The sequence below is a fragment of the uncultured Mailhella sp. genome (assembly GCF_963931295.1).
GTDB lineage: Bacteria > Desulfobacterota > Desulfovibrionia > Desulfovibrionales > Desulfovibrionaceae > Mailhella.
This window is the reverse complement of sequence record NZ_OZ007001.1, coordinates 214,982-231,571: the sequence shown is the minus strand read 5'-3', so window position 1 is coordinate 231,571 and position 16,590 is coordinate 214,982. Positions and strand designations below refer to the sequence as shown.

At 62.3% G+C, this 16,590-nt stretch carries 17 protein-coding genes; 4 read left to right on the top strand and 13 right to left on the bottom strand.

Features of this window, described 5'->3' with window-relative positions; translation table 11 throughout:
• Positions 1–4: 4 nt before the first annotated feature.
• The 6 genes from frr to ABGT79_RS01030 form a co-directional block, all read right to left on the bottom strand.
• Positions 5–565, bottom strand: a complete 561-nt coding sequence (frr, locus tag ABGT79_RS01055) for a ribosome recycling factor (protein WP_294488697.1) — start codon at positions 563–565, stop codon at positions 5–7.
• 1 nt (position 566) lies between these two features.
• Positions 567–1,283 (bottom strand): UMP kinase, encoded by a 717-nt coding sequence (gene pyrH / locus ABGT79_RS01050; RefSeq protein ID WP_294488701.1) that lies wholly within the window; start codon positions 1,281–1,283, stop codon positions 567–569.
• 2 nt (positions 1,284–1,285) lie between these two features.
• On the bottom strand, positions 1,286–2,116 hold the full coding sequence (locus ABGT79_RS01045; RefSeq protein WP_346664604.1) for a glycosyltransferase family 2 protein: 831 nt from the start codon (positions 2,114–2,116) through the stop codon (positions 1,286–1,288).
• Between the two features lie 125 nt (positions 2,117–2,241).
• Positions 2,242–3,072 carry a translation elongation factor Ts gene (gene tsf, locus ABGT79_RS01040; protein WP_346664603.1) on the bottom strand — a complete coding sequence of 277 codons (831 nt, stop codon included), beginning with the start codon at positions 3,070–3,072 and terminating at the stop codon, positions 2,242–2,244.
• Positions 3,073–3,099: 27 nt separating this feature from the next.
• Entirely contained in the window at positions 3,100–3,849 is a 750-nt protein-coding gene (rpsB, locus tag ABGT79_RS01035) for a 30S ribosomal protein S2 (protein ID WP_294488711.1), read from the bottom strand.
• Positions 3,850–4,359: 510 nt separating this feature from the next.
• Complete coding sequence (locus tag ABGT79_RS01030) at positions 4,360–5,067, bottom strand: hypothetical protein (protein WP_346664602.1); 708 nt, start codon at positions 5,065–5,067, stop codon at positions 4,360–4,362.
• A gap of 248 nt (positions 5,068–5,315) precedes the next feature.
• On the opposite strand from ABGT79_RS01030, the gene ABGT79_RS01025 reads away from it, so the two are divergent.
• The 4 genes from ABGT79_RS01025 to ABGT79_RS01010 all read left to right on the top strand — a co-directional run bounded on the left by ABGT79_RS01025 (position 5,316) and on the right by ABGT79_RS01010 (position 9,178).
• Positions 5,316–6,014, top strand: a complete 699-nt coding sequence (locus tag ABGT79_RS01025; protein WP_346664601.1) for a metal-dependent hydrolase — start codon at positions 5,316–5,318, stop codon at positions 6,012–6,014.
• A gap of 736 nt (positions 6,015–6,750) precedes the next feature.
• Complete coding sequence (locus tag ABGT79_RS01020; RefSeq protein ID WP_294488718.1) at positions 6,751–6,945, top strand: hypothetical protein; 195 nt, start codon at positions 6,751–6,753, stop codon at positions 6,943–6,945.
• Positions 6,942–8,114: an LPS export ABC transporter permease LptF gene (gene lptF / locus ABGT79_RS01015; RefSeq protein ID WP_346664600.1), complete on the top strand. Its 1,173-nt coding sequence runs from the start codon at positions 6,942–6,944 to the stop codon at positions 8,112–8,114. The genes ABGT79_RS01020 and lptF overlap by 4 nt, the downstream gene beginning before the upstream one ends.
• Positions 8,111–9,178, top strand: a complete 1,068-nt coding sequence (locus tag ABGT79_RS01010) for an LptF/LptG family permease (protein WP_346664599.1) — start codon at positions 8,111–8,113, stop codon at positions 9,176–9,178. Before lptF ends, ABGT79_RS01010 begins: the two co-directional genes overlap by 4 nt.
• Before the next feature lie 508 nt (positions 9,179–9,686).
• Here ABGT79_RS01010 and ABGT79_RS01005 read toward each other — a convergent pair.
• From ABGT79_RS01005 to ABGT79_RS00975, 7 genes are all read right to left on the bottom strand, one after another.
• On the bottom strand, positions 9,687–9,974 hold the full coding sequence (locus ABGT79_RS01005) for a hypothetical protein (RefSeq protein WP_346664598.1): 288 nt from the start codon (positions 9,972–9,974) through the stop codon (positions 9,687–9,689).
• A gap of 196 nt (positions 9,975–10,170) precedes the next feature.
• The gene (locus ABGT79_RS01000) at positions 10,171–10,740 is read right to left on the bottom strand and encodes an N-acetyltransferase family protein (RefSeq protein WP_346664597.1); all 570 of its coding nucleotides are present in this window, start codon (positions 10,738–10,740) and stop codon (positions 10,171–10,173) included.
• A 333-nt stretch (positions 10,741–11,073) separates the two neighbouring features.
• Positions 11,074–12,888 carry a translation elongation factor 4 gene (gene lepA, locus ABGT79_RS00995; protein WP_346664596.1) on the bottom strand — a complete coding sequence of 605 codons (1,815 nt, stop codon included), beginning with the start codon at positions 12,886–12,888 and terminating at the stop codon, positions 11,074–11,076.
• Between the two features lie 252 nt (positions 12,889–13,140).
• Positions 13,141–13,830 (bottom strand): amino acid ABC transporter permease, encoded by a 690-nt coding sequence (locus ABGT79_RS00990; protein WP_346664595.1) that lies wholly within the window; start codon positions 13,828–13,830, stop codon positions 13,141–13,143.
• A 2-nt stretch (positions 13,831–13,832) separates the two neighbouring features.
• Positions 13,833–14,627 carry an amino acid ABC transporter ATP-binding protein gene (locus tag ABGT79_RS00985; protein WP_346664594.1) on the bottom strand — a complete coding sequence of 265 codons (795 nt, stop codon included), beginning with the start codon at positions 14,625–14,627 and terminating at the stop codon, positions 13,833–13,835.
• Positions 14,628–14,641: 14 nt separating this feature from the next.
• Positions 14,642–15,316, bottom strand: a complete 675-nt coding sequence (locus tag ABGT79_RS00980) for an amino acid ABC transporter permease (protein WP_294488738.1) — start codon at positions 15,314–15,316, stop codon at positions 14,642–14,644.
• A 159-nt stretch (positions 15,317–15,475) separates the two neighbouring features.
• Positions 15,476–16,219, bottom strand: coding sequence for an ABC transporter substrate-binding protein (locus ABGT79_RS00975; RefSeq protein ID WP_346664593.1), 744 nt, complete (start codon positions 16,217–16,219; stop codon positions 15,476–15,478).
• Positions 16,220–16,590 lie beyond the last annotated feature (371 nt).

Below are 16,590 nucleotides of genomic sequence, written 5' to 3'. Positions count from 1 at the left end.
CGGGTCAGATTTCCATGATTTCCTTTTCCTTGGCCTGAGCCTTGGCGTCGGCCTTCTTCACGAAGGCGTCGGTGAGCTTCTGCACGTCGTCCATGGCCTTCTTGAGCTCGTCGGCGGAGATTTCCTTATCCTTTTCGAGCTTCTTGAGGGCGTCGTTGACGTCGCGGCGGATGTTGCGCAGCGCCACTTTGGCGTCTTCGGTGTACTTCTTGCTCACCTTGGTGAGTTCGCGGCGACGCTCTTCCGTGAGCGGCGGCACCGTGATGCGGATGATGCGGCCGTCGTTCATGGGGGTGAGGCCGAGGTCGGACTTCAGAATGGCCTTTTCCACCGGGGAGAAGGCATTGCGGTCCCAGGGCTGAATGGTGACGGTGCGGCTGTCGGGCACGGCCACCGAGGCGAGCTGCTGAATGGGCGTGAGCGTGCCGTAGTAGTCAACCTTGATGTTGTCCACAAGGCTCGTGGTGGCACGGCCGGTGCGCAGTTTGCCGAAGTCGCGGTCGAGCGCGACGAGGGCCTTTTCCATGCGTTCTTCGGCGTCGAGCTGCAAGGTCTCGATATCCATATTATTCTCCCTTTACAATGGTGCCTGCCGCTTCGCCGCAGACAACGCGTTTGATGTGCCCGCCGAACATGCTGCACACAATGACGGGCACGCTGTTTTCCTGCGCCAGCGTAATGGCCGTGGCGTCCATGACCTTGAGGTGGCGGCGCAGCGTCTCATCGTAGGAGAGCTGATCGAAGCGTACCGCGTCGCTGTATTTCATGGGGTCCTTGTCGTACACGCCGTCCACCTTGGTGGCCTTGATGATGGCGTCGCACTTGAGTTCCGTGCCGCGCAGGGCCGCCGCCGTGTCGGTGGTGAAATAGGGATTGCCCGTGCCCGCCGCGCAGATGATGATGCGGCCCTTTTCCATGTGGCGAATGGCGCGACGATGAATGTAGGGTTCGCAAAGCTCGCGGATGTCGATGGCCGAAAGCACGCGCGTGGGGCAGTCCATTTTTTCGAGGGCGTCCTGCACCGCCACCGCGTTCATGACGGTGGCCAGCATGCCGATGTAGTCGGCGTTGGAGCGATCCATGCCCTTGGCCGAGGTGGACAGTCCCCGGAAGATGTTGCCGCCGCCGATGACAAGCGCGAGCTGCACGCCCAGCTTGGCGACGTCGGCGATCTCCTTGCAGATGCTGTGTACGGTGTCGGGATCTATGCCGCTGCCTTTTTCACCGGCCAGAGCTTCGCCGCTCAGCTTGAGCAGCACGCGCCGGTATTTGAGTTCGCTCATTGTCATCCTCTTGTGGAATCAGGGTGTCGGGAATCGTCCGCCTTGGGCAGGCCGTGATCGTAGGGCGCGCCCCAGCCTCCCTCGTGGATGCGGACATATTTGAGAAACGTGTAGAACGCCGTGTGCGCGGCCATGAGAAAGCCCGCCCGGCCGTCGAGCACGCCGAGCTTGCGCAGATACATGTCGACAAAGCGCCACAGGCCGTGGCCGAGGCCGACGAGCACGCCGCCTTTGCGGCCCTGCGCTTCGAGATCGCGCGCGCCGCGTTCGGCGTAGTCGTTGAGCTTGTCGAGCTGATTTTGGAAGCTGCAATAGGTGTAGTGCAGCATGTCGCCGTCGAGATCGCCCCAGGGGCCGGCGGGCACGAACTTCTGATGCGCGCCGCTGTTCTCAATGCGGATGGCGTCCGGCCGGAACAGGCGGAACAGCCTGTCGGGATAGCAGCCGCCGTGTTTCAGGAATCTGTCGAAGTACCAGGTGCGGCGGGGCATGGAAAAGGCGCTCTTGTCGCCCGGATTCTCCAGCGCGGCAAGAATGCTTTTTTTCAGCTCCGGCGAGATGATTTCGTCGCAGTCGAGCATGAGCACCCATTCGGTGGGAGCGTTGGCGGCGAGCCAGTCGATGCCGTAGCGTATCTGTTTGGCGTTGCCCGGCCACTTGTTCTGGATGAAGATGGCCCCGTGAGAGCGGGCGATGTCTTCCGTCTTGTCGGAGCTGAAGGAATCCACAATGAGCACGCGGTCGCAGAAGGAAAGGGATTCGAGACACTTTCCCAGCAGGCGTTCGCCGTTCAGGGTAATGATGAGGGCGGTAAGTCGTACGGGAGCTTCCATGAGGCGATCCGTAAAAAGGGCATAAAAAAGGGGAGAGAATGTTCTCTCCCCTTGTATCCTGAACTCTTGTCGGATTCAAGCTCGGCAGCGCGACTTTTCCATAAAAGTCGCGAACACGGGCCCGATTACGCGCCGAGCTGGATGCGGACGAACTTGCTGATCGAGATGGAGCAGCCGGCGGCCTTGGCGGTGGCCTTCAGAAGGTCCTGCACGCTCATCTTGTCGTCGCGGATGTAGGGCTGATCGAGCAGGCAGACTTCCTTGCAGTACTTCTTCACGGCGCCTTCGGCGATCTTGTCGATGATCTTCTCGGGCTTGCCTTCGGCAAGGGCCTTCTGACGATACACTTCGCGTTCGCGTTCGAGCAGCGCGGGATCGAGGCTGTCGGCGTCGAGGGCGAGGGGGTTGGAAGCGGCAATCTGCATGGCCACGTTCTTGGCGAAGTCGGCCACGGCGGCGTCGGCGGGCTTGTCGGTGTCCACTTCGACGAGTACGGCGAGCTTGCCGTTGGAGTGCACGTAGGTGCCGATGACGCCTTCGCCTTCAATGCTCATGCGCACGAAGCGGCCGAGCACGGTCTTTTCGCCGGTGGAGGCGGCCAGCTCGTTCATGCTGTCCTGGAAGGCGTCGAGGTTTTCGGGGTTGTTCGCGGCCACTTCCTGGGCCACGTGCTTGGCGAAGTCCTGGAACTTTTCGCCGCGGGCCACGAAGTCGGTTTCGGTCATCACTTCAACGATGGCGGAAACCTTGCCGTCGGCGCTGGTGGCGGAGGCGATCACGCCTTCGGAGGTGGCGCGGTCGGCGCGCTTGGCGGCCTTGGACAGGCCCTTCTGACGCAGCCAGTCGAGCGCCTTTTCCACGTCGGCTTCACATTCGGTGAGAGCCTTCTTGCAATCCATCATGCCGGCGCCGGTCTTGTCGCGCAGCTCCTTCACCATGGCAGCGGTAATAGCCATTGTTATGCTCCTTGCAAATAAAAGGGGTTATTCAGCGGCTTCGGCCGTTTCGGCGGCCTTCTGCATGGCAGCTTCGGGATCGGCCACTTCCTTGCTCTGGGCGGCGCCTTCGAGGCAGGCTTCGGCCATGGCGTTCACGAACAGCTTGATGGCGCGGATGGCGTCGTCGTTGCCGGGAATGATGTAGTCGATGACGTCGGGATCGCAGTTGGTGTCGGTGACGGCCACGATCGGGATGCCGAGCTTGCGGCATTCCTTCACGGCGATCTCTTCACGATGCGGGTCGATGATGAACACGAGCTGGGGAAGGCTGTCCATGTCCTTGATGCCGCCGAGGGTCAGATTCAGCTTGTCGAGCTCGCGCTGGAAGCTGAGGATTTCCTTCTTCTGATAGCGGTTCACGGAACCGTCGGCGAACATGGCTTCGAGCTTCTTCAGACGTTCGATGCTCTTCTGAATGGTCACGAAGTTGGTGAGGGTGCCGCCCATCCAGCGGTTGGTCACGTAGGGCTGACCGGCGCGGGAGGCTTCGGCGGCCACGGCTTCCTGAGCCTGGCGCTTGGTGCCGATGAAGAGCACCTTGCCGCCGTTGGCCACGGTTTCCACGATCTTGTCATGGGCGGTGCGGAACAGCTTCACAGTCTGCTGGAGGTCGATGATATGGATGCCGTTGCGGGCGCCGAAGATGAAGGGGCGCATCTTGGGGTTCCAGCGACGGGTCTGATGACCGAAATGCACGCCGGTTTCCAGCATCTGTTTCATGCTGACGTAAGCCATGGTAATTCTCCTTGAGAAAAAAGGGTTTGTCTTCCACATCGACCCCTGGCCCTTCACCCGTTGACGCCCTTCGTCTCCGGGAACCCTGGCCGCTGCCGATGTGTGCATTATGTGTAACTTGTGGTGTCTATCCTATTTTTCCCTGCAAGGCAAGTGTTTTCCGGGCGGCGTGCGCGGGACAGTGTCGGCGGCGGGGGAACGGGGACGGGAGAGACGTCGGCAGGGCGCGTTGCGGGGAGTGTCTGCCCGCGGGGGATTTTTTGGCGGCAGAGGGAGCTGCGGCGGGAAAGGCGTTGCGCGGAAGAGGCGGCAGCGTGAGGCGGGCGTCGCGCGGCCTCTGCGGGCGGGGGACTGCTTGCGGGGAGAAGGCGCGTTTGCCGGGCGGGAGGTTCCTTTGCGTGAGAGCGGGGCCTCTGCGGGGAGAAAATTCGTCTGCTCGCGGAAGAGGCGTCTGCCGGGCCGCCGTCGTCGAAAACGTCGCCGTCGGAACGATTCGCTGTCCGCGCGGGATTATTTTTTTTCTGGCTTGTTGCCGCGCACGATCATGTCGGCGAAGGAGGTGGCGGTTTCCTTCACCCAGTCGAGGTGGGGTTCGGGGGCGTCGTTGCCGAGAATGGAGCTGACGGTGACGAAGAGCACGGTGTCCTTCACGGGAACCACGGCGGTGGCCACGGCCGTGGAAAGCCAGCTTTTGGGGCCGCGTTCCATCATATTAAAGTGGATGAGACTGGTGTACAGAAACGCGCTCGACGTGCGCACGGAATCCACCAGCAGGGGCGTGCCCGTGGAGAGCGCGCGTTCGAGGGCCTTCTGACGGTTTTCCAGCTCCTGCGCCGGGGTGTCGGTGCGGCTGCGCGGTATGCGCGAAAAGCCGATGAAAAGTCCTTCCGTGGAGCGGGCCAGCAGTTCGGCGTCCTTCTGATCCAGGGGGCGGTTCTGGCCTTCCATGGCGCAGATGAGCACCTGCCTCGTGACGGCGTCGCGGCTGCCGTAGCGGTACTGATGCGCCATGTACTGCGGCAGATACATCTTCACGAGCCGACCGTGACGCACGGCGTTTTTTTCGGTGTCGAGAAAAAGGTCGGACTCGCGATCGGTGAGTTCGGTGAAGCCGTCGGGCGCGGAAAACTTGAGGGAATCCACACCGTCGTCGAAGGCGCGGGCGGAAAGGGGAAGGCAGAGCAGAAGCGTGAGAAGCAGGGGAAGAACTGGGCGCATGGCGAACTCCTTGCGTCGCGGCAGGGCCGCTCGGAAGCGGCGCGGCCCGGAGATGAACTCCGTGCGCTGCGAAGCCCTTCGAGAGTTGCCCGGCGTCGGGATTTTTGTCAAGGCTCGGGGGCCGCTTACGGCTTGACCGTGAGCCGAGGTGATATTAAAAGGAAAAAACCGTTTCCGTCCCCTTCGTTTTTGCGGAGGAGTCCTCGGGAAGTTGCTTCTTCCCTTTCCCCCTTACCCGTGGAGGAATCATGTCTCAGCTGCATATTACCTGGTATGGCCATTCCAACGTCATGCTCAGTGAAAACGGCGTGTCCGTTCTTTTCGATCCGTTTTTTGAAGGCAATCGCTTTGCGCCCGACTGGCGCGAAATCCCCCGTCCCGACATTGTGGCCCTGACGCACGATCACGGCGATCACATGGGGCAGACCGTGGAAATCGTGCGCACCACCGGAGCCATGCTGTACTGCATCGCCGACCTTGTGGGCTACTTCCGCGAACGCGGCGTGCCGGAAGGTCAGATCATCAACTACGGCATGGGCGGCAACGTGGACGGCACGCTGGAATTCAAGGGAACCAGGCTCACCATGACGCAGGCGTTCCATTCCGCGGCCATGGGCTCTCCTGTGGGATATGTGGTGGAAATGCCGGGCGGACACACCGTGTACCACGCCGGCGACACCGGCCTGTTCGGCGACATGACGCTCATTGCCGACCGCTTCAATCTTGATCTTGCGCTGCTGCCCATCGGCGGCGTGTTCACCATGGACGGCAAGCTGGCCGCCAAGGCGGCGGGCCTGCTCGGCGCGCCCGTGGCCATGCCCATGCACTACCGCACCTTCCCGGTGCTGGCGCAGAACGCCGATCTGTTCGTGGAATCGCTGAAGGAATTTGCTCCGACCTGCCGTCCGCTGGTGATCGAGCCCAACGAGATGGTGGTGCTGGACTGATTTCGGCACTCGGATGCCCCGCCTCCCGGGCCTGTTCCCGGAGGCGGGGCCGACTCTCCGCGGCATGAGGGACGCATCTCCTCGGCCGCGGACGATGCTGCGCCCGGGCGTCGGTCCTGCAAAACGTCGATGCCCCGCGCAGTCTTGTCTGCCTTGCCCGTTGTCGGCAGACGCGGGCGGAAGGATCCCCCTCCTCGGACGCCCGGCGTGTCGTCGTCGAGGGCCTGCCTGATCGCCCTTCGGCGGGAGCATCCTGCCCGCAGGAGAGTCCGGCGGCAATGTTCCGGCGGAAGGCGTGAGCGGGCGGCACTGAGACAGCCTTGGCGCTCCGCTCTCTGCGCTGCTTTGAGCGTCTCCCGCGTGGGATGCCCGGGCGGCGGAAGGCGCTTTCGCGCGGCGCAAATGCCCGGCGTGCGGCATCCGGCGTTCGGGCGTCAGGCTCGTTCTGCGGCGAGGCCTCATCCGCGTTTCGGGAAGCGTCGGACGCCGACGACGCGGGCGGAACGCGGGCGGCAATGTTCCGGCGCGGGCCGTGCGCGCCCCGGGCCCGGACTCCCGCAGTGCGAGGCTTCCGGCATGTGCAGGTCCGCTTCCCGGATGTCCTTCAGCGCGGAGTTTTTTCCGCCGGGGAAGAGGGGCTTTTCCCGCTTCATCATTTTTCCGAAAAGGGTTATCATGGGTTGGTTCCGCTGCGGCGTCCCGCCGCGGCCGAAGACTGACGCATGGGGAGACGCCTATGGCCACCGTTATGCAGCACGAAGAACTGATACGCCGCGCCCTTGCCTATATTCTGGAACGCAGACGCGACTGCCCCGGCGCGGACGCCGCCGAGCTTCTGGACAGCGCCGGCGCGCGCTTCAATCTTTCGCCCCTCGATCAGGAGGCGCTGGAAAGACTGCTTTCGCTCAAGTCCGACGAGGGCGTCGCATGAATCTTCTCCAGCGACGCCTGTTCCTGGAGCACGCCAAGACGTTTTTTCTGTCCATGGCCGTGCTCCTGCTGTTCATCCTCATGGGCCGCGCGCTCCAGCTGCGCGACATGCTCCTCGGTCTTGAGCTGAGCATCTGGGATACCCTGCGCCTGTTCGGATATCTGAGCCCGTTCTTTCTGCTCATCATCTGCCCCATCGCCTGCATGCTGGCGGTCTTCCTCACCTTTTTGCGCATGAGCACAGACAGGGAACTCGTCGCCCTCAAGGCGGGCGGCGTGAGCCTGTATCAGATGCTGCCCGCGCCGCTCCTCTTTTCCGTGCTCTGCGCGCTGCTCGGCTTCTGGATTTCCGTGTACTGGCAGGCCTGGGGCATGGGACATTTTCGTTCCGAAGTGCTGGACATCGCGAGCAGCAGCGCCCGCGTGGTGGTGCAGCCCGGCGTATTCAACAAGGACGTGCCCAACATGGTCATGTTTGCGCGCAAGGTGGATCCCGTCACCGGCACCATGGCCGGCGTGATGGTCGAAGACCGGCGCGCCGCCGACACCACCATGACCATTCTTGCTCCCGACGGCAGCCTCGACGCCGACTACGAAAACGGCGAACTCATCTTTCTGCTCAAGAACGGCCGCAGCTACACCGAAAAGGATAATGCGCTCTCGGTCATGGGCTTTCAGGAATACGCCGTGCGCCTGAGCTTCGACTCTCTGTTCCAGGGCGTGGACATGGGCCCGGTCAAGCCCAAGGAATACACCTGGGCCCGCCTCTACGACACCCAGAACGAACGCGAGCTCCAGAAGACCGATCCGCGCATGGCCCGCAAAATAGTGGTGGAACGGCACAAGCGTCACGTGTTTCCCATCGCCTGCGTGGTGCTGTGCATCTTCGTCATACCCATTGCCACGTCGTTTCAGGGCCTCAAGCAGCAGACCGGCGTGCTCATGGCGCTGCTTCTGTTCCTCGTGTATTACAGCCTGCTCATGCTGGGCATCAGTCTCGGCGAAAGCGGCGATCTTGATCCGGCCATCGGCCTGTGGGTTCCCAACGCGGTCTTTCTGCTGATGGGCCTCTACGGCCTGCGGCTCGCCGCACAGGAGCGCATGCCGCGCATCACCGAATACTGGAATTCCCGCAAGAGCCGCAAAAAGAAGAAGGAGGCCGAGCAATGAGCCTGCTTTTCCGATACATCTTCCTGCGGCACGCCCGCCTGCTGCTGCTCATCATGGGCCTCGGCGTGGGCATCTACCTGCTCACCGACATCGTGGAACGCGTGGACATCTTCATTGAAGCGGGCTCCGGCATAGGTCTGGTGCTCCAGTACTTCGGCGTGCGCCTGCCTTCCATCATCGCGCAGATCCTGCCCGCCGTGTTCCTGCTGGCCACCGTGGTCACCCTCTGCCTCATGGGCGGCAGCCGTGAACTCACGGCCCTCCACGCCGGCGGCATTTCCTTTGCCACAGTGGCCGTCATTCTGGTCATGTGCGGCGTGTTCTGGGGCGTCGTGCAGTTCTGCTGCTCTCAGCTGCTCGCCGTGCAGGGCGAACGCTATTCCCAGCAGATATGGCAGGAAGAGGTGCGCAAGAAGAACCTCGACGACCGTACCCTCGACGACGTGTGGTTCATGGAAAGCGGCTGGACCGTGTCCGTGAAAACGCTCAGAGCCGACGGCGAAGGTTCCGGCTTTTCCGCCTTCCACGTCCGGGACGGCGGTTCCGACGTGGACGTCATCGTGCGCGCCCCCCGCGTGAAGGGCAGCGAAAACGGATGGGTGGCCGCCGACGCCGTGCGCCTCTATCCCGATACCTATCAGAGAGAAAGCCTTCCCCGACTGGAACTGCCCCTGCATCAGGATCCGGAACTCTTCTTCTCCACGGAATCCAACAACCTGCAGCAGCTCCCGCTCTGGCAGCTCGGCGACGCCATCAACCAGCTCGGCGCGGCAGGCTCCAACGTGGACGGACTGCGCACCGTGTGGCACGGAAAAATCGCCTACGCCGTCTCCCTCGTGGTCATGGCCGTGCTCGGCGCTGCCATCGTTTCCCGCTTTCCCAATATCTACATCGCCGTGGCCATCAGCATGGCGGGTACCTTCATCATGTACGCCCTCACCATGTTCGGCGAATCCCTGGGCCAGCGCGGAGCCCTCCCCCCCTTCATGGCCGCCTGGGGCCCCGATACCGTCCTGCTCCTCATCGCCGTAGGCAGACTCTACCTCGTCAGCGTCCGACGCTGATTCTCCCCCCCCCCTACATCCGGCAACCAGCGCGGATCGGCTCGCCCCGGTCCGCGTTTTTTTCGCTCGGAAAGGCAGAAAAGGCATGCGGGGGAAATAATTCCCCCCGCACCCCCCTGATTCTGCCTCCCGGCTTCGCCGGTTCGGCAGGACAGGGTGAACGGGAAGATTATGCCCGAAGCAGAGGGCGAAGGGGGGAGTGTATTCCAGAAGGCGTTTTTTCAACGCACTGGGGCCCCGGCGACGTCAGGAGCCCGGCCGACGGGCAAAGTAGCCGGAATTCACTTCCGGCGTTAAACGCAATGCCCGTCGTGCAAGTCCCGAAGGCCGCCCGGCGTGTCTTGCGCAAACGGGACGTGGCGGATGCCGAAGCTCTCGCATGTCGCTCCCACCTGCGGTGGCCGACTCCTGTCCGGCCTGCGCAGGACAGTCGTGTTAAAGGAAAATATTTCCAGATGTGCGGGGGACGGAGGGCAAGGACGCGGGGAATGAAAAGGCAGAGAAGGTTTTACCAGTCGGTATTTCCATAGTCATCGGAGTAGGAGCGGAAGCTGTCCGAGCCGATGGAGCCCGTGGTATTGCCGTAGTCGTCGGAGTAGAGACGCACGGAGCTGTCGCCTATGGTTCCGGTGGTGTTTCCATAGTCATCGGTGTAGAGACGTATGGACTCGCCGTCATCCGTGTAACCGGTGCAGTTGCCGTAGTCGTCACAGTAGAGATGGCCTGCCGAAGAAGGGGCGGCGGGCAGGAGAAGAGCGACCGTCAGACACAGGGCGGAAACATGGATGTTTTTCATGGCGCGTTCCCGGACAGGCTTTGTTTCAATGTTGCGAAACAATGAACAGGATAGGTTTGCATCCTATCTTATCGGAAATTCTTCGTCCATAATAAAAGTTTTAGGAAGGAGGATGGGGGGGGCGGGGGAAGGAGGAAAGCCCTTTTTCAAAAGGGGTTCCTCCTTCCCCCGCATCTCTCCCCCTCTCTCTTTCTTCCTAATCTTCTATTTCAGAAAACGGGGTGAAGGGCTGCGGAGGGTCGGAGGGTTCGGCGAGGCGTTTTTCCATCCAGACCATGTCGTACCAGCGGTTGAACTTGAAGCCGCAGCGGGGGAATTCTCCCACGGTATGGAAGCCCATGCGGGTATGGAAGTGGATGCTGGCGAGGGTGAGGTGTTCGTCCTCTTTGGGCGGGCGGGCGATGCAGGCGTAGAGCAGCAGGATTCCCTGTTTTTTCAGCAGGGATTCGAGGCAGTTGTAGAGCATGGCTCCGAGGCCGCGGCCGCGTGCGTTCTGCGCCAGGTAGATGGAGGCTTCGGCGCACCACTGGTAGGCCTTGCGCGGGTGGAAGGCCGAGGCGTAGGCGTAGCCGAGAACGTCGCCGTTCTGTTCGGCGGCGAGCCATGGGTAGCGGGCGAGGGTGTGGGCGAGTCTTCCTTCAAAGTCCTGAAGGGTGGGCACGTCGTACTCAAAGCTGATGGCCGTGTTCTGCACGTAGGGCGCGTAGATGTTCAGCATGGCCGGAACGTCGGCCGTGGTTGCCGTGCGGATGCGAATGTCGTTCATGAGTGCCTTCTGCAACGCAGTGTTTCGGGATGGGGCGTCTGATCGGAGACTCGGCGTTTTTTTTGGGGGGGGGGAGGGAATGCGCGGACGCTGCCGGCGTGGCTGCGGCTGCCTCTGCGGGGAAGAGAAAAAGCCGGGGAGGCCGCGCCCTGAGGGAGTGGCTTGACCGGGGCGCTTGATGGGACGCGGCAGGAAAAGGGCCGCGACGCCTGCGCCCCACGTACTGAAAAATAAAAAGTTTTCGGAAAGAGGATGGGGGTGCGGAGGAAGGAGAAAAGCCCTTTTTCAAAAGGGTTTCTCCTTCCCCCGCCAATCAATCCATCTCTCTCTCTCTTACTTCCCCCCGTCGTCGCCGACTTTGAGGGCGGCGAGGAAGGCTTCCTGGGGCAGTTCGACGTTGCCCATGCGTTTCATGCGTTTTTTGCCTTCCTTCTGTTTTTCGAGGAGCTTGCGTTTACGGGTGATGTCGCCGCCGTAGCATTTGGCGAGCACGTCCTTGCGGTAGGCGGAGACGGTTTCGCGGGCGATGACCTTATTGCCGATGGCGGCCTGGATGGCGACCTCGAACATCTGGCGCGGGATGGTGCGTTTGAGTTTGAGGGCGAGGGCGCGGCCGTAGGGATAGGCGTTGTCCTTGTGAACGATGACGGCGAGGGCGTCCACGGGCGCGCCGTTCAGCAGGATGTCGAGCTTGACGAGGTTGGATTCGCGGTAGTCGATGGGGGTATAGTACTCTGAGATAGCGCGTCGGGTTCCGGATTTGAGCTTGTCGAAGAAGTCGAACACGATTTCCGCAAAGGGCAGGTCGTAGGTGATGACGGCGCGGTTGGTGGTAATGAATCCGAGATTCTTCTGGATGCCGCGTTTTTCTTCGCAGAGCTTGAGCACGTTGCCCACGAATTCGGTGGGAACGTGGATATCCATGCGCACGTAGGGTTCGTAGAGGGCCTTGATTTTGGAGCCGTCGGGGAACTTGGCGGGGTTGTCGATGGTGAGGGTTTTGCCGTCGGTGGTGTCCACCTTGTAGATGACGGACGGCGCAGTGGCGATGAGTTCCACCTGAAATTCGCGTTCAAGGCGCTCCTGGATGATTTCCATGTGGAGCAGGCCGAGGAAGCCGCAGCGGAAGCCGAAGCCGAGGGCCGAAGAGGTTTCGGGTTCGTAGGAGAAGGCGGCGTCGTTGAGCTGGAGCTTTTCGAGCGCGGTCTTGAGGTTTTCGTAGTCGGCGGCGTCGGTGGGGTAGAGGCCGCAGAACACCATGGGCTTGACTTCCTTGAAGCCGGGCACGGGCTCGTCGGCGGGGTTGTCGCGCAGGGTGATGGTGTCGCCCACGCGGGCGTGGCCGAGTTCCTTGATGTTGGCGCACAGGAAGCCCACTTCGCCGGCGGCGAGTTCCTTTACGTCCACCACGCCGGGGGAGAACACGCCGAGACGCACCACTTCATAATCGCGGTTGCCGGCCATGAGGTGAATCATGTCGCCGAGCTTGAGGGTGCCCTCCATGACGCGGAAGAGCACCACCACGCCCTGATAGCTGTCGTACCAGGAATCGAAGATGAGGGCCTTGAGCGGCGCGCTGCGGTCGCCTTTGGGCGCGGGCAGCCGATGCACGATGGCGTCGAGCACCTTGTCGATGTTGAGGCCGGTTTTGGCGGAAACGTCCACGGAATCGGTGCAGTCGAGGCCGATGGTGTCTTCGATTTCCTGGCGCACGCGGTCGGGATCGGCGCTCGGCAGGTCTATCTTGTTGAGAATGGGCACGATTTCGTGATTGTGATCGAGCGCCATATAGACGTTGGCGAGGGTCTGGGCTTCCACGCCCTGGGTGGCGTCCACCACGAGCAGCGCGCCTTCGCAGGCGGCCAGGGAGCGCGACACCTCATAGCCGAAGTCCACGTGGCCGGGGGTGTCGATGAGGTTCAGCACGTACTCGGAGCCGTCCTTATCGGTGTAGGGAATGCGCACGGTCTGCGCCTTGATGGTGATGCCGCGCTCGCGTTCGAGATCCATTTTGTCGAGGTACTGATCGCGGGCCTCGCGGGCGCTCACCAGACCGGTGTATTCAAGGATGCGGTCGGCGAGGGTGGACTTGCCGTGGTCGATGTGGGCGATGATGCAGAAATTACGGATACGATCGAGTGAGGTCATGCGTCTTGGGGGTAGAAGTTGACGGCGTGTTTCACCGCAAGAAACCATGGTAGCGCGTGAGGCGTCTCTCTTCAAGGGGCGCGTTGCCTGAGCGCGCCGTTGCCGGAGCAGCAGCCGGAGCCTCGGGGTGAAGCGAACCGGACAGTCGTGACCGGACGACGTGAACCGGGCCGGAGCAAACCGGGCGGGCTCGGCGAAGCTCGGCGGGAATGGGCGAGGCGGGGCAAAGAGCCGCGGAAGATTGCCGCGCCGCTATTTTTGCGCGCCGAATCCGGGAATGGACAGCTTCTTTTCGAGCTTGGCGAGGAGCCAGGTGGCGGCGCTCACCATGACGAGGTAGTAGCAGGCGGCCACGAGATAGACTTCCGTGGGACGGAAGGTGCGGGAGACGAGCACCTTGGCTTCGCCGGTGAGTTCGATGCAGGTGACGATGTACGCCAGAGAGGAATATTTGATGAGGTAGATGATTTCATTGCCGCAGCCGGGCAGGGCGCGGCGCACGGCCTGGGGCACGATGACGGACCAGATGGTTTGCCACCTTGTCATGCCGAGGGCCTGCGCGGCCTTGATCTGCCCCTGCCGGATGGAAAGCAGAGCGCCGCGCACGTATTCCGACTGATAGGACGCCGTACACACGATGAAGCCGATGAGGGCGGCGGCGTAGGGGGAAAGATAGATCTTCACGCCGGGGAGGCTGGGCAGACCGAAATAGAGGATCATGAGCTGCACGGTGAGGGGCACGCCGCGGATGACGGCCACCACGGCGTCGGTGCCGCGCTTCATCCAGGGGGTGCCGAACACGCGCATGACGCCCATGACCACGCCGATGAAGCCCCCTATGAGCGAGGCGGGAATAATGAGCTGGAGACTCATCATGAGGCCGCGGTCGAGGTAGGGCATGACGCGGGTGGTGAGGAAGGTGGGATCGAGAAAATCGAACATGATCAGTTCTGAGCCTCCGGGGCGGGTTCGGCCTCGCCGCAAAGTTCAAAGAGGCGGGTGCAGAAGTCCTGGGTGCGGGTCTGGGCGCCGGGAGCGAGGAGTTCTTCGGGGGAACCCTGTTCGATGACGCGGCCGGCCTCCATGAAGAGAATTTCGGTAGCCACGGCGCGGGCGAATTCCATCTGATGAGTGACCATGATCATGGGCATGCCGTGGGCCGCGAGATCGCGAATGACGGTGAGCACTTCGCCCACGAGTTCGGGATCGAGGGCGGAGGTGGGTTCGTCGAGCAGCAGGATGGTGGGATCCATGGCCAGGGCGCGGGCGATGGCGACGCGCTGTTTCTGACCGCCGGAGAGCTGAGCGGGATAGAGTTTTGCCTTGTCTTCGAGGCCCACGCGGGCGAGTTCCACGTGAGCGCGTTCGAGGGCGTCGGCGCGGCTCATGCCGCGCACCTTGCGCAGGGCGAGGGCGACGTTGCGTTCGGCGGTGAGGTGATCGAACAGGTTGAATTCCTGAAAGATCATGCCCACGTGCTGACGCAGATCGTAGAGCTCTCTAGTGTTTTTGAAATCGACCTTGCGGTCGCCGAGCCAGATTTCGCCCTGATCGGGTTCGAGCAGGCAGTTGATGCACTGCAGAAAGGTGCTCTTGCCCGCGCCGGACGGGCCGATGAGCACTTTGACGTCGCCCGGACGCATGCTGATGGAGCAGTCGTCGAGGATTTTGCGTCCGGTAAGATACTTGGTGAAGTGTTCCGCGCGAAGAATGGGGGTGTCGTTCTGAGGAGCGTTCATGGTGTCTCCCGGCATCACATGCCGGAGTTGCTGTAGCCGGGGATGCGGGCTTTTCGTTCGAGGCGGCGGAGCAGGGTCACGCCCGCCATGGTGATGGCGAAATAGATGAGTCCGGCGGTGATGTAGAGGGGCAGGTGCTCGTAGGTGCGGGACGCCACAAAGTGGGTGCGCGCCATGATTTCGGGAGTGCCCAGGGCGAAGCACATGGCGGAGTCCTTGAGCAGGATGGAATATTCGTTGGACCATCCGGGAATGGACAGCCTGAGAGCCTGAGGAAGAATGACGTGCCGAATGGTCTGGAAGTCGGTCATGCCGAGGGCGCGCCCGGCCTTGAGCTGACCGGCGGGCAGGGACATGATGGCCCCGCGGAATATCTGGGACTGATAGGCGGCGCTGGTCATGCCGAGCACGATGCAGGAAGCGCCTATGGTGCCGACGTCGAGACCGATGAGGCCGAACAGGCCGTAGTAGAAGAGGAAGAGCAGGAGCAGAACGGGCACGCCGCGGAAGAACCATACATAGAAGCTGACGAGCAGGGCGGCGGGTTTGGGGGCGTACACCTGCGCGACCGCCATGGGCACGCCGAGGCAGAAGCCCAGGGAAAGAGCTCCCGCCACCAGCACCACGGTGACCAGCGTGCCTTCAAGGATGTAGGGGAAGGCTTCGATGATGGTGGAAAGAATATGCACTGTTGAACCCGGTATGGATGAGGAATGCATGCTGCGGCCGCGCGGCCTGTGAAGGCCGGGGGCCCGGCATGAGCGCGCGCCCGGCCCGGAAACCGGGCAAGGCGCGGGATGAGCAATAAAAAAGGAGACCGGACAGCCGGTCTCCCGGGACGCGGCGTATTACTTGTTGGAGAGGTACTTGGCCTGAAGTTCCTTCCAGTAGGGATCGGCCTTCAGCTTGCGGTAGCCTTCGTTCACGAGGTTGAGCAGTTCCTTGTCGTCCTTGCGGATGGCGACGGCGAAGTCGTCGTCGGGGGCGAAGGTGCCCACGATCTTGACGGGCTTGCCCTTGTTGATGGCGTCGTTGGCGGGAGCGCTGTCGAGGGCGATGGCTTCGATGCGGCCGTTGAGCAGGTCTTCCACGGCGAGGGGCGCGGAATCGTAGAAGCGCAGTTCGTAGGAGAGCTTTTCTTCGACCTTCTTGGTCTCGAGCAGTTCATGTTCGTTGGTGCCGCGCTGCACGCCGAGCTTGGTGGGGCCGTGAATGGCCTGATCGGCGGTGAGCTTGGAGTCGGCGGGAACGAGAATGACCTTCTTGATGGAGTAGTAGGGTTCGGAGAAGGCGACCACGGCGGCGCGTTCGGGGGAAACGCTCATGCCGGAGCAGACCATGTCGATCTTCTTGTTCATGAGGGCGGGCACGATGCCGTCCCAGTCCATGGGCTGATGCGTGACTTCAAAGCCCATGTGCTTGGCGATCCAGTCCATGGAATCCACGTCGAAGCCGGCAGGCTTGCCGTCTTCGCCGACGTAGGCGAAGGGAGGATAGTTGGCGTCGATGCCGTTGACGTAGGTTTTCGCCTGAGCGCCGACGGCCATGCAGAGCACGGCGAAGGCCGCAAGGAAGCAGGAAAGACGTTTCATGTGAGCCTCACGAAAAGATTGAAAGTGATGATTTTTCCTGCGAGGGAATATATAGAAAAAAAGCCTGAGAGGCAATACGAAGCGGAGGGCGGCTTCGGGAAAAGGGAGAAGTCGCAGGCGAACGGGGAAAGAGTCAGAGACCGGAAGAGCGCGGTGGCGGGGCGGAGCGACGTGTTCGGCGGCGCTGCGGGCCTGGAGAGGGGGAGAGGGGCGCGGAGATTCGTGTCGTTGCGGGATGGCGCTGCCGCGGCGAAGGCGGGGCGCTGCGTCGAACAGGCGCAAAAGTCGGGGAATTGAGCCGGGATCGCGCCTGCGACCGGCAAAGTGCGGAGAACCGGGGAACCTGCGCGGCGGATGTTTCGGCAGTCCGC